This is a genomic window from Veillonella sp. LMAG:90 (assembly GCF_008679445.1).
Classification (GTDB): Bacteria; Bacillota; Negativicutes; order Veillonellales; family Veillonellaceae; genus Veillonella_A.
In genome coordinates, this window is sequence record NZ_NAND01000001.1 from 1,445,244 (window position 1) to 1,464,374 (window position 19,131).

The window sequence follows — 19,131 nt, forward strand, 5'->3', positions numbered from 1 at the left end:
TCCGGCGTGCATGCACGAAAGGCTAGCTTGCCCAGAATGGAGAAGTCTTTTCGCGTATATAAAAGCAATTGCCAAGAAAGGAGAAGTTATGAGTTCTAATGAAAAGCCGATTGTGGCTTTGATGTATGATTTTGATAAAACGTTGTGTACTAAGGATATGCAGGAATATGGTTTTATTCCGGAGCTTGGAATGACGACGGCGGATTTTTGGCGTGAGGCTAATGGTTTAACCGATAAAGACGGCATGGACGGTATTTTGGCGTATATGTTCATGATGGTTAAGATGAGTAGGCTCCATGAAGTGCCGATTACCCGGCAAACGTTAAATAAACTAGGGGAAGGAATTGAATATTTTCCGGGCGTAATTTCTTGGTTCGACCGCATCAGTGCTTACGGTGAGTCAAAAGGCGTGCAAATAGAGCATTATATTGTATCGTCCGGCGTGAAAGAAATTATCGACGGTAGTAAGATTGCGAAGTTTTTCAAAAAGATTTACGCCTGTGAATTCAAGTATGACTATAACGGTCTTATCGAATGGCCGAAGATTGCCGTTAACTATACAGCCAAAACACAATTCTTGTTCCGTATTAACAAGGGCGTATTGGATATTACTACGAGCAGCGATAAAGAGCTGAATCAGTATACACCGGAAGTGGAACGACGAGTACCATTCAGTAACATGATCTATATTGGTGACGGACTCACCGACGTGCCATGTATGAAACTTGTTAAGGTGAATGGTGGTCAAGCCATTGCCGTATATAACCCGGAACAGGAAAACGGAATTAATGTGGCGAAAAATCTGATTAAAGATAATCGCGTTAATTTTGCCTGTCCGGCCAATTATGATGAAGGCAGTCGATTGGATAATATTGTGAAGACTATCATTGATAAAGTAAAAGCTGTTGAAACATTGCAGAGAATGTAATATTGTAGACGAGATTCTGTATTATCGTGAAGATGAAGACGAGGAAGAAGAATGGTAGGTTGAGTCTACTGTATTGATAAAAAATCATAACAATCATATCTATTTATTATACATGTGTAGTAAAAAATTGAAAAGTATTGTAATATTAAAATAGTAAGTAGTGTCGTGTTTATATTTAGGGAGGGGTATTATGAAACGAATATGGGGTATTGTTTTGATGTTTATTACCGTCCTGGCTGTTCTGGGCTGCGGTACTGACAGCATTACCGGCGGTTCCGGGAAAAGTATTTTTACAGAACCGGGTTTGGCGGCTAAGGCTATTTCCGAATTGAAAGAAACACCTGCATTAAAGGGGAAAGATATTCAGGTATTTCAAAATGTACTGGTTAGTGATCTTAAGGGTGTAGGAAGCCGCATTGATATTAATATCCTCGTTCCTGACACTAATGATAAAGTTGATAATTATGTGTACCAAAATGGTAAATGGGCTGCTCCACAACCGGTTCAAATTTCGGGCGACGGTGACATGAAAGACAATGTTATGCCATTAGATGCTATCGATTACAGTAAGATTCCGGATATGTATAAAATAGCCCAAGATAAGGCCAAAGAGATTGAAGGCGGTAAAGTAGATGAACAGCTGATTTACATTTTTAAAATTAATGAACGTAAATATGATGCTCATCTTAAAATCGAAGGAGCCAGAGAAAAGTTCGACGCCATTTTTGACTCTAAAGGCAACCTCATTGAAATGAAAAAAGAATAGTAATGATTAGTCGCTAGTTTTACACAAGTAAAAAGTGAATAAGTTGGTGTTTAATAATTTTGAGACGCTACTGCTATTGTAAACAGTAAGATTTAGTGTAAAAACTATTGTCGTTGGAGAATTTCTAATTTTAGATTGTGTTCGACTCGGCAATAGTTTTTTATCTTTTAAAATTGTATAGTTTACTAACCATATCGTATGTTTGCATGAAATTTCCTATTGGGAATGTCGTTAGTGTTATTTAGTTTTATATATAGGAGGGGTATTATGAAAAGATTAATGGGGATTATTTTCATGATTATCACTGTAATGGCCATGTTAGGCTGTGGTGGTGACAGTGATACCGGTGGTGGTAAAAAAAGTATAATCACTGAACCGGGCTTAGCAGCTAAGATTATTACCGAATTAAAAGAACAATCAGAATTTAAGGGAAAAGTAATTAAGGTGTTCAACAATGTAGTAGTTTCGGATACAGAAGAGTATGGAAATACGATTAGTATTGATGTTTTGGTTCCCGGCACCAGTGACAAAGTTGACAAATATATTTATATGAATGGCAAGTGGCAAAATGCAGGCGCGGCGTTCATTCCCGATGGTCTTACTGTGAAAGATAATCTTATGCCAATCGATGCCATCGACTATAGTAAAATCCCTGAGATGTATAAAGTGGCCGAGGAAAAAGCGAAATCTATTGAAAACGGTAAAGTTGAAAAATCAGTGGGATATATCTATTATGCTGGCAATCACTCATATAAAGCCTACATTCTAATTGATGGCTCTAAAGAATCATATTCAACAGAATTTGATGCTAAAGGTAATTTTGTTAAATTTATTGACGGATGACAAGATCTAAATTTCACGCTTGAAGATGATTTTTTTATTTCATATTACTCCTATTTTTTCAATCTATAATTACAATCAATACAAATAAAAGTTATAATATAGATATAGTTAGATGTAAAAAGTACATTGAAAGGAGATATGATTATGAAAATAGGAAAGTATTCAAAGTACAAAAAGGCATTACGAGCTATGGTTCTTATGGGAGCGACATTAACGGTGGGTGGATTAATAAGCTCGGTAAGTGCGGCCGATTCTTTGGATTTTAAAATCCAAAATTATGAAACGCGTACGATGACAGTTGACGGTAAGGAAGTAACCTTTAGAGCTTATGAAAATATTCCGTATGTAGCCAATCCGGTGGATACGACCTATCAGTCTATGAATGTGTATATTCCGGAAGCCTATTTTCAAAATGAAAAAGATGGAAAATATACAGCTGAATCGGCACCTATCTTTTTACCAAATTCGGTAGGCGGCTATCGTCCGGGGAAAGCGGCCACACCGACTCTTTCTAAAGATGGCGAACCGAATGCTGTTTTATATGCTTTATCACGTGGCCTTGTTGTGGCGGCACCGGCTGCACGCGGTCGCAGTAACGAAACGGCAGAAGGTGTCTATTACGGTAAAGCGCCGGCCGCTATTGTGGATTTAAAGGCAGCCGTGGCCTATTTACATAAGAATGATAACATTATGCCCGGTGATGCGAATAAAATTATTTCCAACGGCACCAGTGCGGGCGGGGCCTTATCCTTGTTGCTAGGTGCTACCGGTAATGAATCGGATTATGCTCCGTATTTACAAGAGATTGGCGCAGCCGATGCGCGAACCGATATTTATGTCGTATCGGCGTATTGTCCGATTACCGATCTTGACCATGCCGATATGGCCTACGAATGGTCATATAACGGTGTCAATGAATACACAGGTATGCCGTCCTTTGGCGGTCAAATGGAGCCACCTGATCCTACCTTAGGGAGCAGCTCGGCCAAAGCCACCCCGGATATGTCAGCTATGCCGGACATGTCCGGTGAAGCACCCGGTAAGCAACAAACTCAAAAGGCAGTTCAATTGACGGCTGACGCGATTGCTTACAGCGATCTTTTGAAAAATAACTTCCCTGAGTATTTGAATAGTTTACAGCTAAAAGATCAAGACGGTAAATTATTGTCACTCGACTTTAACGGCAACGGCTCCTTCATGGACTATGCTAAATCGTATATCATTAAGAGTGCTGAAAAAGCTAAAGCAGCAGGAACGGATATTTCCAGTGCCGATTTTTTAGTGTATGATGCGAAAAATCCGGATAAAATCGTCGATGTTGATTGGCTGAAATACAATACTTCGGTTGGTCGCATGAAGGCTCCGGGTGCTTTTGATTCTCGCGACAATTCTACTGGTGAAAATAACTTGTTTGGCACGGCTACGGTAGACAATCAACATTTCATACAATTTGCATCTATTAACGGTGACGGCACTGCTGTGGCAGATGAACATATCGTCAAAATGATGAATCCGCTTAACTATATTGCACCAAATGACGCTTCAAAGACGAAGGAACAGACCCAGCATTGGCGCATTCGCTATGGTGAAAAGGATAACAACACGTCCATGGCCGTGCCGCTAATTGTGGCTACTCGCTTGGCTAATTATGGTTACGACGTTGATTTTGATTTGCCATGGGGCATTCCGCATGCCGGCGATTATGATTTACAAGAACTTTTTGATTGGATTGATCAATTAGTTTAACGTCTCTCTAATCAGGCGAGCAAACAATTCCATGGCAGGGCTAAGCCACTTATTACTGTTATAACCGCAAACACCCGATATATGAGTATCTGTTAATTCGGTTTCGAGGGCTACCAGTTCACCGTTATTCAATTCATTTTTTACGGCAAAGGTTGGCAGATACGAAATACCGACATTGCTTTTTACCAGGTTTTTAATAGTAGGTATGCTCCATAATTCGATGGTATGGTCCAGTCGTATGGACTTTCTTTGCAAATATTGTTCGAATATTTGACGGAAGATGCAGTTAGGTTCATTGATAATAAAAGGTATAGGAATATTCTGATTTGGTGTTATGAAATCAGAATATTCCTTTTTTATTTCCGGCGAAGCAACTAAGGTCATAGGGTAATTGCCAAAAGAAGCTACTGTTAAATTATTTCCAAAACCTCCGACGTTTTCATAAAATATACCGAGGTCTAAGATACAGTCCAATAACTCGTTGCGGATGTCATAACAATTCATGGACCGTAAAAAGAGTCTTGTATTGGGAGCTAAATCGTGGAATTTTTGCAAAACCGGTGAGAGTTTATAACAAAGCAGGGTTTCGCCTACGCCGATACGTAAAATGCCTTTATATTCCGTCAAATCATTTTCAAAACAATTCAAGCGTTCAACTGATGTAAGAACATCGTTTACATAGGGATATAACTGTTCACCGGCTTTGGTGAGCATCATTCGTCGGCCGATTTTTTCAAATAATTTTACCGAAAGTTCCTGCTCTAATTGTCCGACTTGGAAGGTAATGGTGGATTGCGTATAGTTGAGTTTTTCTGCCGCTTTGGTAAAGCCGCCTTCTTAAATAGTAGTTTTAAAGGTCTGTAAATATTTTAGTTCCATGAGCATCTCCAATACTTCAATAATAATGAAGTTTATATTTAATAACATCAATTATATTTAATTATCTATTGATGGTATACTAGCAGGGAAAAATACGATTGTCAACGAGATGCTTACATGGAGTTTTTAAACAATATATCAAGCTTTAAAATTCGTAATGAAGATGAAAGACTAGAATATGAGGAGGCAATATAATGTATTCACTTGAATTAGCAAACAGTAAAGAGTTAGAAGTATGCTATGAAATTATTGAAGAAGGGCGTGCTTTTCAAAAAGAACAGGGATTTGTGCAATGGACGGAAGCATATCCCAATCGCGATACAATTGAAGCTGATATGGAGAAGAAAAAGGGGTATGTTATCAAAGCCCAACAAGAAATTTTAGGTTATATGTGCGTTGATTTTGACGGTGAACCGGCCTATGACGATATTAATGGGGCGTGGCGAAGTGAGGCGCCTTATGCCGTGGTTCATCGCATGGCTTTTAGTAAAAAAGCACGAGGCCAGGGCATTGCCGACATAGCTTTTGGTTTAATAGACAAACTTTGTGTAGCTAAAGGCGTGAAATATATTAGAGTGGATACGGATTTTCCGAATAAACGAATGCAACATATTTTGAAGAAGAACGGTTATGTTTATTGTGGTACCATTGTTTTTCAAAACGGCGATAAATTAGCGTATGATAAATTATTATAATATGCATTAGGCCTACCGGCTTTAATTACTCTTTTATAAAATTTTCTCTAAAAAGAAATGCCCCGAAAGGTAATAATTCAACCTTCCGAGGCATTTCTTTTTTAGTGTTATATTATTTTGAACCGATAATAGTTATTGCAGCTGTAATAATTCTTCTTTTAATTCAAAATACTTTTCCGTATAATACGGTGCCATTTGGGATTCCAGCAAATCACCGCCATAGGCTCGACGGCTGACTACGATGATAGGCGGGCTCTGGATTCGTTTGGCCACGGCCAGGCCGGCGAAGGAATTCCACCAACGTTCTAAATCAGCGATAAAGTCGGACGCACTGTCAAAGTAATGAGAAATCGGCTTAGGTAAGTTTAGAATCGCTTCTAAACGATTTTCTTTATACGCGAGCAGTAAATCTTCCGGCGTCATACGATTCCAAGGTTCGATGAAGCTCTTAAATAAACGGTCGTGGTATTCGTACTGCAATGGATCGCCTTGACCTTTGGTGATATCCTGGTTTTCAGATAATTCCGCACTCGGAATGATATCAATAGTGCCTTGGGGGATGACTTCGCGCTTGAAGATTTCACGGTTTAAATAATTGGCTAAATCATAGACCTGATATTTCCAAAGGTCACCGGAGGCGGCTAGGAAACCGGCTAAATCACCATATAGGGTGGCATAACCGATGGTGAATTCCGTCTTATTGCCGTTGCAGGTGAAAGCACCGCCTACAGAAGCAGCGAGACCGGCCAAGATACGAGCAGAGCGGTCGCGGGCTTGGATATTTTCTTTCACAAAGGAGCTAACTTTGACTTGTTCGGAGCCGTTCGGGCCTTCAAAGGTTAATGACTCAAATTGGTTGACGGTGAGCGTTAAACTGTCCTCTACCGGGCAAACGGCATATTGGCAACCTAGATTCTTGGCCAGTTGAGCTGCTAAATCTTTCGTAGCCGTTGAATTGAAGCGGGTCGGCATATTCACCAAATAAATTTGTGATGGATCTAATACGGTCGCATAGAGGGCTGCGTTTAAGGCTGAGTCTATACCGCCGGACACGCCGATGACGATTTTTTTTATGCCTGTTTGCTTTAAGAAGGATTTTAAGCCGTAATGAAGGGCCCGGTAAATTTGAGCAACTTCCAAAGGTGCTTCTGATTTAACAGGCGTTTTAATCACTGTTTGGTTATCGTATAAATCTACTACTTCGTAGCGTGCTTCAGTCGTTACATTTCGGCTATTTTCAGTAATCGGGCTGTCAGCATTTTCAACCGTGGTTGCTTCGCTTGTTTTTGCCATTAAAACAGGCTGTACGGTAGCTTCGTAGGCCGGTAATTGAGCAACTACTTGGCCAGCTTGGTTGTACACCGTGGATTGACCGTCAAAGGTACAAATGGATTTACCATTATTTTGTAAGCCCACAGAATTAATGTAGAAGACAGGCGTTTCTAATTCCTTAGCGCGTTCACTGAATAGGCGATGGCGTCGTTCGTTTTTGCCAAGGGTAAATGGGGACGCTGAAATATTGATAAATGCATCAATCGGCACATCTTGAATGGTGCTCTTATCCGCAAGCGTCGTCGTTGGAGAGAAGGAGTAGTTTTCATCCCAGCTATCTTCACATAAGAGTGGGGCTACATTGAACATTTCGCCGTTTTTAAAAGTAAATGGTAAAAGGCCTAACAACTCCTCAACCGGGCGATGTAACTCTTGAGCTACAGTCGGTAGCGGCGTGAAATAGCGAGCTTCATTGAAGAAGCGATAGTTCGGATTGAGCGTTTTTATAATAAACGGATAGGGCGATTCCTGAGGGGTAATGAGCTCGCCGTTTTGAGCGGCGAAAATAGCGTTAAATTTGCGTGGTCGTCCATCAAAATTGGTTTTGTCAGGATCGAGGCCGACATTGCCGAAGATGACAGCTATATTATCGGTTGACTTGATAATTGTTTCGCCCATGGCTACGCATTCATTGACAAAAGCCGGTTGATCCCATACATCGCCGATGAGATAACCGCTAAGAGCGAGTTCGGGAAGAATTAATAGGTCCAAGCGCAAGGCTTTAGCGTATTCGATCGCTTGTAAAATAATATCTCTGTTTTTACGGGGGTTGCCGGGCGTAATTTCAATTTGGCCCATACCGATGCGTATCATAGGAGCTCCTTATTTTGAAAAAGAGAACAGTTCATAATGTAAAGGTTTATAATGTAAAGATTCATAATGTAAAAATACTGTCTAAGATATATTAGTGCAATATGTCTTAGACAGTTTTATTATACCTTATTTTTCAACGGTAGTGATTTTATTTTTTAAATGAGGCAAATCGGTAATGAAATAGGTGGACAGTAAGGCAATCCAGACAATCGGATTTAAAGTGAGCCAAGCATTTTGAAGACCGTACATATCTGCCAATTTACCGATAAGAGGCGCGACAATGCCACCAAGGGTAATGCCGAGTCCTAAGGTAATACCGGAGGCAAAGCCGATGTTTTTAGCTAAATACACTTGTCCTAAAATAATCATAGGGCTGTATTGGGTAAAAATACCGAAACTTAACGGTAAAATTAGAATCATGGAGAGCCAGTAGGAATCACTTAGAGTAAAGGCCAACATGATAGGCACAAGGGAAATATAGCAATAACGAATGGCTTTAACATAGCCGATGCGATCGGCTAAGGTACCGCCAAGAACGGTAACGATAATACCGCAAACAAAATAAATAGAAAGGGCTAAGTTACCGGATGCCGTTGTTTGACCTAAATGGGTAATCCAATAGATGGGGATAAAGGTGTTAAGTACGGCAAAGCAAATGGAGCGAGCCGCAATGGTAACGAAGAGAATATTGAAACTGCGCCAGTCATTTTGAGCCGTAACGTTGGCAGAGGTTTCTTTTACTTTACGTTCCGCTTTGGCGGCTAATTTATATGGTTTTAATACTAAATAGAGGGTCACTGCCACAATGGCGATAACGGCAAAGATTAAGAGGCTTTTGACGCCCCAAATATAAGCGCTGCTGCCGATGATAGGACCGATGGTAAAACCGGCTTGGCCACCAACAGAAAAATAACTCATGGCCTTGCCTTTTTCTTTACCCGCAATCGCGTTAACCCAACGCGCTGCCTCCGGATGGAACAGGGCTGAGCCGAAACCGGAAATGAGGGCGCACATAATAATGCCCACATAACTGTCTACAAAGGCAATGGAAGCAATACTAAAGCCGCAAATCAGAATTCCCAATGGAACACTTTGCCAAAAGGTTTTTTTATCCGCCAAATAGCCAAAGAATGGTTGGGCAACCGTAGCTAAGGCTGTGTTGAAAAAGATAATAATGGCTACTTGTTCATAGGTGAGCCCGTAATTGGTAATAAATAATGGCAATAGAGCCGGTAATGAACCTTGAGCCGTATCATTAATCATATGGCATATGGCCGGTAAATATTCGTGAGTTTTTTGTATAAATCTATTTTCAGACGGAGTCTGGTTAATACTTATTTCGGTAGACATAAAAGACCTCTTTTTTAAGTTTAATTATTACATCGGATTAGTAATCAACTTTGTAAGTACTAATTATCCGTAACACTCATATTTTATACCTCTTGGCACACTTTTACAAGAAATTTACATACTTGTTTAGGTAAATGATGATTGTTTAGTGATTTATAACGAGAAGCTTTAAAATTTGAATAAACTCTTTTTATTATGTAGTTAATAAGGATAAATGCGAGTATTTTGTGAAAAATACCAATTTTTTTTAAAAAAGTATTATCAATAAAAATATTGTTGTGTTTTTTTGATAAATGAGTATATAATGAGTATTATTTAAAAGTTTTATACGGGGAATAAAATTTTATTATATCTTGTATGGGGTGTTTACTGGAAATAAAAATTAGTTGAGCGTAGAGTATTGAGTAGAATATCGGGCCTAATCCCGACTTATCAGATTATGGAGTAATGAGTGATTGTGTAATTATGCAATTGAGTAAAAGGAGACTTATGGCAACAATTTATCTTATCCGTCATGGTGAAAGTGCAGCAAATGCAGGTCTAAAAACGTTTGGAACGGCAACTATACCTTTAACGCCATTGGGGCAATCTCAAGCGCAAGAAGTGCCGGAACATTTGCCTAATCACTTAGAGTATATTATTCACTCTACGTATTTACGTACTAAAGAAACTGCGAAACCGACGATTAATGCCTATCCGACGGCTACGGTTGAAGAATGGCCGGAAGTTCGTGAATTTACTTATTTAGATCCGGTGAAATGTATGGGGTCGACCATGGCGGAGCGTAAGCCGATGGTGGAAAAATTTTGGGAAACATTGAATCCGGATTTACAAATGCATCCTACGGTAGAATCGTTCGGGCAATTTATTAAGCGTGTTAAGGCCGCCCACTTATTGTTAAATGAACGTTTTGGCGGTAGTCATAAAAATGTTGCCGTATTTACGCATGCATTGTTTATGAAAGCTTTTTTTCAGGTGGCGGAGAAGCCTGATGCTTCGGCTAAACAGCTTATGTCGGAATTTTTTGATTGTCCGGTAATTTATAACTGTGATATTTTTACGTACGAACTTTAAGTACCATTAAGAGTTTATTGAATGTAATATTATAGTAAAACTCGACAATCAATACCCTCCATTCACACAAAATTCTCAAAATATGATATAATATAGCCGATGACTAAGTTAGTGGCAGTGTAGTTAACTGCGATCATATGATGAGGATATTAATGAACATACTCTTAAGTACTTTAAATTCAAAATTTATACATTCGTCGTTGGCGCTCAGGTATTTGCGCGCCTTCGGACGCACTCAAGGACAGGCATATGATATAGTGGAATACACTATTAATATGCCTGTTTTGGATATTATAAGCGATTTAACGGAACATGACGCCGATGTAGTGGGATTTGCCTGCTATATATGGAATATTGATATGACACTCCATGTAGCGTCTTTGTTAAAATCGGTACGACCGGCGGTAAAAATTGTACTGGGCGGTCCGGAAGTATCTTATACGGCTCGCCGTATTTTAGAACAGCATCCGTATATTGATTACATTGTACAAGGTGAAGGGGAAGAAGCTTTTGCCAAATTAACGGCTAAATTGCAAGCCGGAGAATCACCGTTGGAACCGGCTATAACGGGTATATTGGGACGTGAAACCGGAACTGATGTAACCGGCACCAATACTATGGATGTTACAGCGTTGATTGCTAATGTTGGGAACGTTAATTCTTTAAATGAGATATATCCTATTAAAGGTTCTGAAGAAGTGGCGGAAGTAGCCGATTTAGGTACGATTCCATTCCCCTATGATGAATCGGATATGGTAGATTTGGAACATAAGATTATTTACTATGAATCGTCTCGCGGCTGTCCGTTTCACTGTCAGTACTGTTTATCGGGCAATGCCAATACGGTACGATTTTTCCCGCAGGAACGAACCTTTAAAGAATTACAGTGGTTTATTGACCATAAGGTAAAGCAAGTTAAATTTGTAGACAGAACCTTTAACTGCGCCAAGCATCATCATTTACCGCTGATGCAGTGGATCCATGATGCGGATACGGCGACGAATTTCCACTTGGAAATGGAACCGGTTTTGATGGGGCAGGAAGAAGTTGATTTACTCGTCACTGCCCCCAAAGGGCGTATGCAGATTGAAGTAGGTGTTCAGAGCACAAATCCGGAAACACTTAAGGCCATTCAGCGCTATAACAATTGGGCCCATATTTGTGAGGTTATCCGTCCCGTTATCGAAGGTGGGCGAACCCATGTACATATGGACCTCATCGTTGGTTTACCGCATGAGCCTTATGAGCGTTTTGGTGAGTCTTTTAACGATGTGTTTAGTTTGACGCCACATGCTTTGCAAATCGGGTTTCTTAAATTATTACAAGGGTCCGGTTTGGAACGAAGTAAGGATTATGATTATGTATATGATCCGAAGGCACCGTATGAAGTACTGGCTACGCATGTCATGCCTTACGATGAAATACGCTTTTTAAAGCATTTTGAAGATGTGTTTGAGCGTTTTTACAACAGTGAACGGTTGCGCACTGTGTTTGGCTATTTAGGACGACGTTTAATTGCCAATGGCGAAAGTGCCTTCCATTATTTTGAAAATTTGACGAAAGCCTGGCTCGCCCAGAATTTACATCAGCGTAAATTGAATGATCGCGACCAAATGGCTTTTTTACATGATTATTTTGAAAAACAAAATGATGTAATCAGTAAAGAGCTCTTGGAATATGATTGCCTGGTAAGCTTCGGCGGTAAAGTGCGGGGCGATGAATTGGGCCTCCCTAAACAGACTAAGGAATTGTTACAGGCCGGCGAGACGTTCTGGCGTGACGAAGAATTAGTGAAACAGTTTATTCCTAATTATCGCTTTGTAGAATGGCGACGGATTCGTCAAGATTATTGTGAACATACAGTCACATTGGCTACAGCCGTTATATTAGGTGCCATTTCCGAAGCGGAACAGAAGACCTATAAGACAAAGGGGATAGACCGGGTGACGCTAATTATAGATGTAAAACAACGGCAAACGCCGTTTGTAAGACCGGAGGCGGTATTAGTTAATGAGTGATACGACAAAACCGAAACGGTATCGAGCCATATCGGCTTTTTTGAAAGAAAAATATGGAGAAAAAGTATATAAATTGCCTGTAGCCTTACCGTTAACTTGCCCTAATCGTGACGGTTCGGCCGGTGTAGGGGGCTGTGTATTCTGCGGCGAAATCGGGGCGGGCTATGATAATCTACCGGCCTCTATGACGGTGCAGGAGCAATTGGTGAAGAATATTGCCCATATTGCCCCTAAATATAAAGCGTATAAATACATTCCGTATTACCAAAATTTCAGCAATACGTATTTGGAACCGGAACGTTTCAAAGAATATATGGAGGCAGGTTGCATTGATAGTACGGTTGGCCTTGCCATAGCGACCAGACCTGACTGTATTAACGACACGTACCTAGAGATTCTAAAAGGTATTAAGGAAACATACGGTGTGGATATTTATTTGGAATACGGCTTGCAGTCGGTGAATTACCACACCCTTGAAAAAATCAATCGTGGTCACGGCATGGCGGAGTTCATTGATGCGGTGCTTAGGACTAAACGTTACGGCTTCAGCGTTTGTGCTCATATGATCGTCAATCTGCCGTGGGATACCATGACGGATACGATTGAAGGGGCCAGGATTTTAACGGCACTCGGTGTTGATCAAGTTAAACTGCATGCTCTTTATATTGTAAAGAATACATTAATGGCCAAGTGGTATGAAGAGAAACAATTTGAATTAATCAGTGCCGATGAATATATTGAGCGTGTTATTGCTTTTTTACGACTTTTAGATAAAAATATAGTCTTACAGCGCTTGGTTGGCCGGGCGCCGGAAGAAAACACCTTGTTTACGAATTGGTCTATGGGCTGGTGGCGTATTCAAGAAGAAATAGAACGACGTATGGATGAACGTGATGTGCGACAGGGGGACTTATGTAACTACTTAAACGGCTCGGCAGTACGTAAATTTTTGTAAAAATGAATAACGAATATTGGCAGATACAATTAATGGCATTTTTATAAAATCCTACAGTTTTATTTATTACAGTTAAAAGGAATAAGGAGAAGAGTATGACGGAACGAACTTTTACGTTTCCCCGCTATGAAATGGCAGCCCCTATTTTGGGGATGCAAGAACGAAATTTAAAGATTATTGTGGAAGAATTACCTTGCCAGGTGGTGAGTCGCGGCGATACGTTGCAACTCAAAGGGGACGATGAAATTGTCAACCAATTTTGGCGTGTCCTGGAAGAACTGGTTTTCCTTTATAAAGAAAGCAGTGCCATTACGGAACAGCAGATTCGTATGGCCGTGCGCATGGTTAAATCCGGTAAGGCCGATTTATTGCATACCATGTTTGAAGATACCATTAATGTGACTATGAAGGGTCGCATGATTACGCCAAAAACGGAAGGTCAGAAGGTGTATGTAGACAGTATTCGTCGCAATACGATTACTTTTGGCATCGGACCGGCCGGTACGGGTAAAACGTTCCTAGCCGTAGCACTGGCTGCTTTTTACTTAAAAAATCGCGATGTAGAGCGTATTATTTTAACGCGTCCGGCCGTTGAAGCCGGTGAAAAGCTTGGTTATTTGCCTGGCGATTTAAAGGAAAAGGTGGATCCCTATTTGAGACCACTCTATGACGCATTAAATGATATGTTCGGCTTGGAACAGGTTGACCGTTTCATGCTACGCGGTATCATCGAAGTGGCTCCACTCGCTTACATGCGCGGCCGTACTTTGGAAAACGCCTTTATCATTTTGGACGAAGCACAGAACACGACACCGGAACAAATGAAGATGTTCTTAACCCGTTTGGGTAACAACTCTAAGATGGTTATTAACGGTGACCGCACCCAGATCGACTTACCGGGACGCATGGTGTCAGGCCTTATTGAGGCGGAAAATGTACTTACGGGCCTAGCCGGCATTTCCATGGTTCACTTTACCGATGCGGACGTAGTTCGTCATGACCTGGTAAGTAAGATTATTCGCGCGTATGAACGGTATGAAGTGAAACGAACCGGGCGTGATTTAAATAAACCGCTTAGTAAACAAAAGAACGATAAAACGGATAAGCAAGCTAAGGCGGATAAAACGGTAAAAAATGATTCAACCGATGTAATCGCAAAAGAGTTTGATACACCGGTTCAAAAGACGGATACTACACAAGAGGAAGGTCGGTGAAACCTATGATAGTTACAATCAGTTATGCAGAAGGCATGGAACCTGTTGAAGGTGATAAAACGGCAGCCCTTAATGAAGAAATTATTCAAAAAGTTTGCGGCGAAGTGAGCGAAGTATATGGTCTCAGCGATGAAGAAGAGCTCAGTGTATTACTTTGTAACAATGAAGTAATCCATCAGCTCAATAAAGAGTATCGCGGCATCGACCGTCCAACCGATGTCTTGTCTTTTGCCCTCAATGAAGGGGACGAAATTGATATGGAAGTGGAAACTCATTTGATTGGCGATTTGATTATTTCCTTGGAACGAACAGCCGAACAGGCTGAAGAATACGGCCATCCGTTTGAACGGGAATTGGCATATTTAACAGTTCATGGTTGTTTACATATTTTGGGTTATGATCATATGACGGATGAAGATAAAGCGGAAATGCGCCGCGAAGAAGAGTTCGTATTGGGCAATTTAGGTTATGTGCGGGAGGATGCACCATATAATGAATAAAGATAAACATTTTAAATCCGGTTTTGTAGCAGTGGTAGGGCGTCCGAATGTGGGCAAATCCACATTAATCAATGCGCTCATTGGCGATAAAATTGTGATTGTTTCCGATAAAGCGCAGACGACGCGTAATCGCATCGTTTGTGTGTACATGGATGAGAAAAAACAGATTGTGTTTATGGATACGCCGGGGATTCATAAGCCGAAACACAAATTGGGTGAATTCATGGTAAAAGCGGCCGTAGACTCGCTAAAAGAAGTAGAAGCCGTTTTATTCTTGGTGGCAGGCAATGAAAAACGCGGGCCCGGGGACAATTTCATCATCGAACAGCTTAAGAATGTGGATGTACCGGTATTCTTGGTAATCAATAAGATTGACACTTTGTCCAAAGAACAAATTTTGGAAACTATCGTAGAATATCAGAATTTATATCCCTTTGAAGGGATTATTCCTATTTCTGCCCTTGAAAAGGATAATATCCATGAAGTATTGGACGTATTGGAAAAAGTATTACCGGAAGGTCCGCAGTACTTCCCGGAAGATATGATTACGGATCAGCCGGAACGTCTTATTATTGCCGATATTGTGCGTGAAAAAATTTTGCTTAAAACGCGTGAAGAAATTCCGCATGCTATCGCTGTTGATGTAGATGAGATGAAACAACGTCCCGACGGCACCACTTACATTCGTGCAACTATCTATTGCGAACGGGACTCGCAAAAGGGTATAATAATCGGTAAAAAAGGAAATATGTTGCGTGAATTAGGGGCTGAAGCGAGAACGGATGTAGAACGCTTATTGGCCACCAAAGTTTACCTCGATTTATGGGTAAAAGTTAAAAAGGATTGGCGCAACAAATCAGGCATGTTGTCTGAATTTGGTTATGAATAGAAAGGAATGATTGGTATAGATACCCCCCTAGGGGCCGCCATATTATTGATAGGGTTGGCCGTAGTTTGTATTGTAATGATTAATATTTTAGTTTTGGCAAAATTTTCATTCGCAAGGCTCAGTGAAGAGCATTTGGATGATATTGAAGATTTAAGTGAAGTGGCCAAAGCGTATTTGCGAAATTTGTATAAACGACCGGCTCGGTTTATTAATACGGCGCAATTTTTGATTCTGTTTTTTATCGTACTCCTTGCCGGCGTTGGCAGTGCTTTGATAGCACCGTTTATTGCAGATTGGGAGCGATTGTTTGAGGTCGAAACTGATTGGCTGGCCGGTATTATCGATTTTATAGTGATAGCCTTGATTGCGTTATCCATCCTGACTTTCGGTGAAATTATTCCTAAAGCATTGGGTTTATCTTTCCCGATTCGCTATATCCGTTGGACTGCCAAGATAGTTATGGGCGTAGGCTTTATAGCTACACCGTTAGTATGGGTGGCGGAAAAAGTGAGCGCTATCTTCTTAAAGAGCTTCGGCACGTTGTACAAAAACGAACTGGACTTAGTGCATACGGAAGAAGAAATTCGTATGATGGTTAACCGATCTCATTCGGAAGGTAAGCTTGACCATGTGGAGGGCGAGCTTATCGATAATGTATTTGACTTTGTGGAGCGCATGGCTCGTGAAGTTATGATTCCTCGTCAAGATGTAGATTGCATCTACGTGGAAGATGACTTTGAAGAAACCTTAAAAATTATTTCTGAAACAAGTCATACCCGTTATCCCCTTTGTATGGAAGATAAGGATCATGTAATCGGCCTTGTTCATATTAAGGATTTAATGGAGCAAAAAGAAAAGGCTCGGAAAGATTTACGCTTAGTTCGTCGCGATATTTTGACCGTACCGGAAGTCATGAAGCTTTCCGTACTCTTACAATATATGCGTACCCGTCGAATTTATCAGGCTGTTGTAGTTGATGAATACGGCGGTATGGTGGGTCTTGTTTGCCTCGAAGATATTATCGAAGAGCTCGTTGGCGACATTAAAGATGAGCATGAAACAGATTTACCGGCTGTAGTCATCAATGATGACGGCACCTTCGATTTTGACGGCAAAGTCCTTGTGGACGAAGTGGAATATGCTATGCATGTTGACTTCGATGAGCCGGAAGAAGATACTATCGGCGGTTATATCTTCGGTATGCTGGAACGTACGCCGGTTGTAGGCGATACGGTTGAGCTTTCCGGTTATGTTTTCACCGTTACAGAAATGCAAGGGTATCGCATTGCCCGTCTCAAAGCGGCACCGGTACCACCGGTTGAAGAAGAGACTGAAGCTGAGCCTAAGGAGCAGGATAAGGAAAAGGAGTAATACCCTATGAAAGGTCAAAATACGATAAATTGTGATGCGGTGGTCTTATATCGCCGTAAACGCAAGACCTATTCAGTAGTAACGTTTTTGACAAAACAACGTGGTATTCTTCATTGCTCCATCCCGCAACGGCGTTGGCAGACGCTTAAAAATGCCGGTTATTTACAGCCTTTCAGTCAGGTGTATATTACCTTATTGCCGAATGGTGAGTATTACGATTTACAGCAACTGGACGGTCGTTATTTAGTTCGCTCCATCGAAACCGATTTAGACAGCATTTGCTATGCTGCCTTTGCGGGGGAGTTTATCAGCACCGCCTTTGCTGCGGAAGAACGAGATATAAATCTTTATACTTTGGTTGTGCGATTTTCGGAGTTAATTCGTACGAAGCCGGTGCCGTTAGCCGTTATCTTACTGGGTTGGCAACTACTTAGTCTGGCCGGCTTTGTGCCATCCGCTAAAGCCTATCAACAGGCGGACGGGGTAGCTCGGTTTGTCAAAGAATTCACAGACACAACTGGCTTTACTTTGTCGCGAACGGCGCAAGATGCGATAGGGCAGATTTTGCTCTATGATTGGCAGGATACCACATCGGTTCAATTGCCCCGTACATTGTGGCGCGAGTTGGAGCGTGCGCTTTTTGCCTATACAACGATACAGTTGGGGCAAGAACTCAGTTCTTTGCGATTCTTACATGAAATGAAGGCGAAAGCTTTTGATTAGCAATGGCTTTAATAATAGTTAGTAAGTTACGCATATAATTATTACTATATAAGCAATTTTTGACCGAGGACATATGTTTTTGGTTGACAATATAAACGGGAATTGGTATGGTAACAGAAGTTAGTGTCCTAAAGGGCCACCATGTTAGGAGGAACGAACATGACATTTCAAGAAATAATTTTAAATCTGCAAAAATTCTGGGCAGAGCAAGGTTGTATTTTACAACAGCCTTATGATATGGAAAAAGGGGCCGGTACAATGAACCCGGCGACTTTTTTACACGCTATCGGACCTGAACCTTGGGCCGTTTGCTATGTGGAACCATCCCGTCGTCCGGCGGATGGCCGTTATGGTGACAATCCAAACCGTTTGTTCCAACATCATCAATTCCAGGTTATCGTTAAACCATCGCCTGAAAATATTCAGGAGTTGTATTTAAAAAGCTTGGAAACTTTGGGGATTCATGCGAAAGACCATGATATCCGCTTCGTAGAAGACAACTGGGAATCGCCAACTTTAGGCGCTTGGGGTCTCGGCTGGGAAGTTTGGCTCGACGGCATGGAAGTAACGCAGTTTACTTACTTCCAACAAGTGGGCAGTATCGATGTAAAACCGGTATCTGTAGAAATTACGTATGGTTTGGAACGTTTGGCTATGTATATTCAGGGCGTAGAAAACGTGTATGATTTGAAATGGAATGAAAATGTAACGTATGGCGATATTTGGCATCTTAATGAAGTGGAACAGTCTGCTTACAGCTTCGATTTAGCCGATACGGATATGTTATTCACTTTGTTTGAAATGTATGAAAAAGAAGCTAAACGCATTTGTGAAGAAGGCTATATTTTGCCGGCTTACGACTATGTGTTAAAATGCTCGCACACGTTTAACTTATTAGATTCTCGCGGCGCCATCAGTATCAGCGAACGTACCGCTTTCATCGGTCGTGTACGCAGTCTTGCTCGTATTTGCGCTCAGGCATACTTGGATAAACGTGAAGAATTAGGGTTCCCACTCTTGAAAGGAGATAAGTAA

At 41.0% G+C, this 19,131-nt stretch carries 17 protein-coding genes and 1 pseudogene; 14 read left to right on the forward strand and 4 right to left on the reverse strand.

Translation table 11 applies throughout. The features are described from left to right. Positions 1 to 88 precede the first annotated feature (88 nt). From CCC71_RS06335 to CCC71_RS06350, 4 genes are all read left to right on the forward strand, one after another. Entirely contained in the window at positions 89 to 928 is an 840-nt protein-coding gene (locus CCC71_RS06335) for an HAD family hydrolase (RefSeq protein ID WP_156705729.1), read from the forward strand. Between the two features lie 190 nt (positions 929 to 1,118). Continuing rightward, positions 1,119 to 1,694 carry a hypothetical protein gene (locus CCC71_RS06340; protein ID WP_021842117.1) on the forward strand — a complete coding sequence of 192 codons (576 nt, stop codon included), beginning with the start codon at positions 1,119 to 1,121 and terminating at the stop codon, positions 1,692 to 1,694. Between the two features lie 267 nt (positions 1,695 to 1,961). Continuing rightward, positions 1,962 to 2,537: a hypothetical protein gene (locus CCC71_RS06345; RefSeq protein WP_156705727.1), complete on the forward strand. Its 576-nt coding sequence runs from the start codon at positions 1,962 to 1,964 to the stop codon at positions 2,535 to 2,537. Between the two features lie 144 nt (positions 2,538 to 2,681). After that, positions 2,682 to 4,283 carry a subtype B tannase gene (locus tag CCC71_RS06350; RefSeq protein WP_296333295.1) on the forward strand — a complete coding sequence of 534 codons (1,602 nt, stop codon included), beginning with the start codon at positions 2,682 to 2,684 and terminating at the stop codon, positions 4,281 to 4,283. On the opposite strand, the gene CCC71_RS06355 is transcribed toward CCC71_RS06350, so the two are convergent. Both CCC71_RS06355 and CCC71_RS06360 read right to left on the reverse strand, forming a co-directional pair. Then, complete coding sequence (locus CCC71_RS06355; protein ID WP_363172055.1) at positions 4,275 to 5,000, reverse strand: substrate-binding domain-containing protein; 726 nt, start codon at positions 4,998 to 5,000, stop codon at positions 4,275 to 4,277. The two genes, CCC71_RS06350 and CCC71_RS06355, sit on opposite strands and share 9 nt — an antisense overlap. Beyond that, a pseudogene (locus CCC71_RS06360) lies at positions 4,989 to 5,108 on the reverse strand (LysR family transcriptional regulator); the annotation flags it as partial. The gene CCC71_RS06355 and the pseudogene CCC71_RS06360, both read right to left, overlap by 12 nt. A 248-nt stretch (positions 5,109 to 5,356) precedes the next feature. Between CCC71_RS06360 and CCC71_RS06365 the strand changes: the two are divergent. Beyond that, positions 5,357 to 5,857: a GNAT family N-acetyltransferase gene (locus tag CCC71_RS06365; RefSeq protein ID WP_021842121.1), complete on the forward strand. Its 501-nt coding sequence runs from the start codon at positions 5,357 to 5,359 to the stop codon at positions 5,855 to 5,857. Between the two features lie 132 nt (positions 5,858 to 5,989). On the opposite strand, the gene nadE is transcribed toward CCC71_RS06365, so the two are convergent. Continuing rightward, positions 5,990 to 8,002: an NAD(+) synthase gene (nadE, locus tag CCC71_RS06370; RefSeq protein ID WP_021841077.1), complete on the reverse strand. Its 2,013-nt coding sequence runs from the start codon at positions 8,000 to 8,002 to the stop codon at positions 5,990 to 5,992. 126 nt (positions 8,003 to 8,128) lie between these two features. Beyond that, a complete protein-coding gene (locus CCC71_RS06375; RefSeq protein WP_021841076.1) occupies positions 8,129 to 9,352 on the reverse strand; it encodes an MFS transporter in 1,224 nt (407 codons plus the stop codon). Positions 9,353 to 9,841: 489 nt separating this feature from the next. Between CCC71_RS06375 and CCC71_RS06380 the strand changes: the two genes are divergently transcribed. The 9 genes from CCC71_RS06380 (at position 9,842) to glyQ (ending at position 19,131) form a co-directional block, all read left to right on the forward strand. Further along, positions 9,842 to 10,426: a histidine phosphatase family protein gene (locus tag CCC71_RS06380; RefSeq protein WP_226974040.1), complete on the forward strand. Its 585-nt coding sequence runs from the start codon at positions 9,842 to 9,844 to the stop codon at positions 10,424 to 10,426. 152 nt (positions 10,427 to 10,578) lie between these two features. Next, on the forward strand, positions 10,579 to 12,444 hold the full coding sequence (locus tag CCC71_RS06385; RefSeq protein ID WP_021841074.1) for a B12-binding domain-containing radical SAM protein: 1,866 nt from the start codon (positions 10,579 to 10,581) through the stop codon (positions 12,442 to 12,444). Continuing rightward, positions 12,437 to 13,399: a tRNA modification radical SAM protein MnmL/YtqA gene (gene mnmL / locus CCC71_RS06390; protein ID WP_296333298.1), complete on the forward strand. Its 963-nt coding sequence runs from the start codon at positions 12,437 to 12,439 to the stop codon at positions 13,397 to 13,399. Before CCC71_RS06385 ends, mnmL begins: the two co-directional genes overlap by 8 nt. A gap of 95 nt (positions 13,400 to 13,494) precedes the next feature. Then, positions 13,495 to 14,613, forward strand: a complete 1,119-nt coding sequence (locus CCC71_RS06395; RefSeq protein ID WP_021841072.1) for a PhoH family protein — start codon at positions 13,495 to 13,497, stop codon at positions 14,611 to 14,613. 5 nt (positions 14,614 to 14,618) lie between these two features. Then, positions 14,619 to 15,113, forward strand: a complete 495-nt coding sequence (ybeY, locus tag CCC71_RS06400) for an rRNA maturation RNase YbeY (protein WP_226974054.1) — start codon at positions 14,619 to 14,621, stop codon at positions 15,111 to 15,113. Continuing rightward, complete coding sequence (era, locus tag CCC71_RS06405) at positions 15,106 to 16,002, forward strand: GTPase Era (protein WP_127058490.1); 897 nt, start codon at positions 15,106 to 15,108, stop codon at positions 16,000 to 16,002. The genes ybeY and era overlap by 8 nt, the downstream gene beginning before the upstream one ends. Before the next feature lie 6 nt (positions 16,003 to 16,008). Continuing rightward, positions 16,009 to 17,373, forward strand: a complete 1,365-nt coding sequence (locus CCC71_RS06410; RefSeq protein WP_021841069.1) for a hemolysin family protein — start codon at positions 16,009 to 16,011, stop codon at positions 17,371 to 17,373. A 6-nt stretch (positions 17,374 to 17,379) separates the two neighbouring features. Continuing rightward, the gene (recO, locus tag CCC71_RS06415) at positions 17,380 to 18,096 is read left to right on the forward strand and encodes a DNA repair protein RecO (protein ID WP_021841068.1); all 717 of its coding nucleotides are present in this window, start codon (positions 17,380 to 17,382) and stop codon (positions 18,094 to 18,096) included. 159 nt (positions 18,097 to 18,255) lie between these two features. Continuing rightward, a complete protein-coding gene (glyQ, locus tag CCC71_RS06420; RefSeq protein WP_021841067.1) occupies positions 18,256 to 19,131 on the forward strand; it encodes a glycine--tRNA ligase subunit alpha in 876 nt (291 codons plus the stop codon).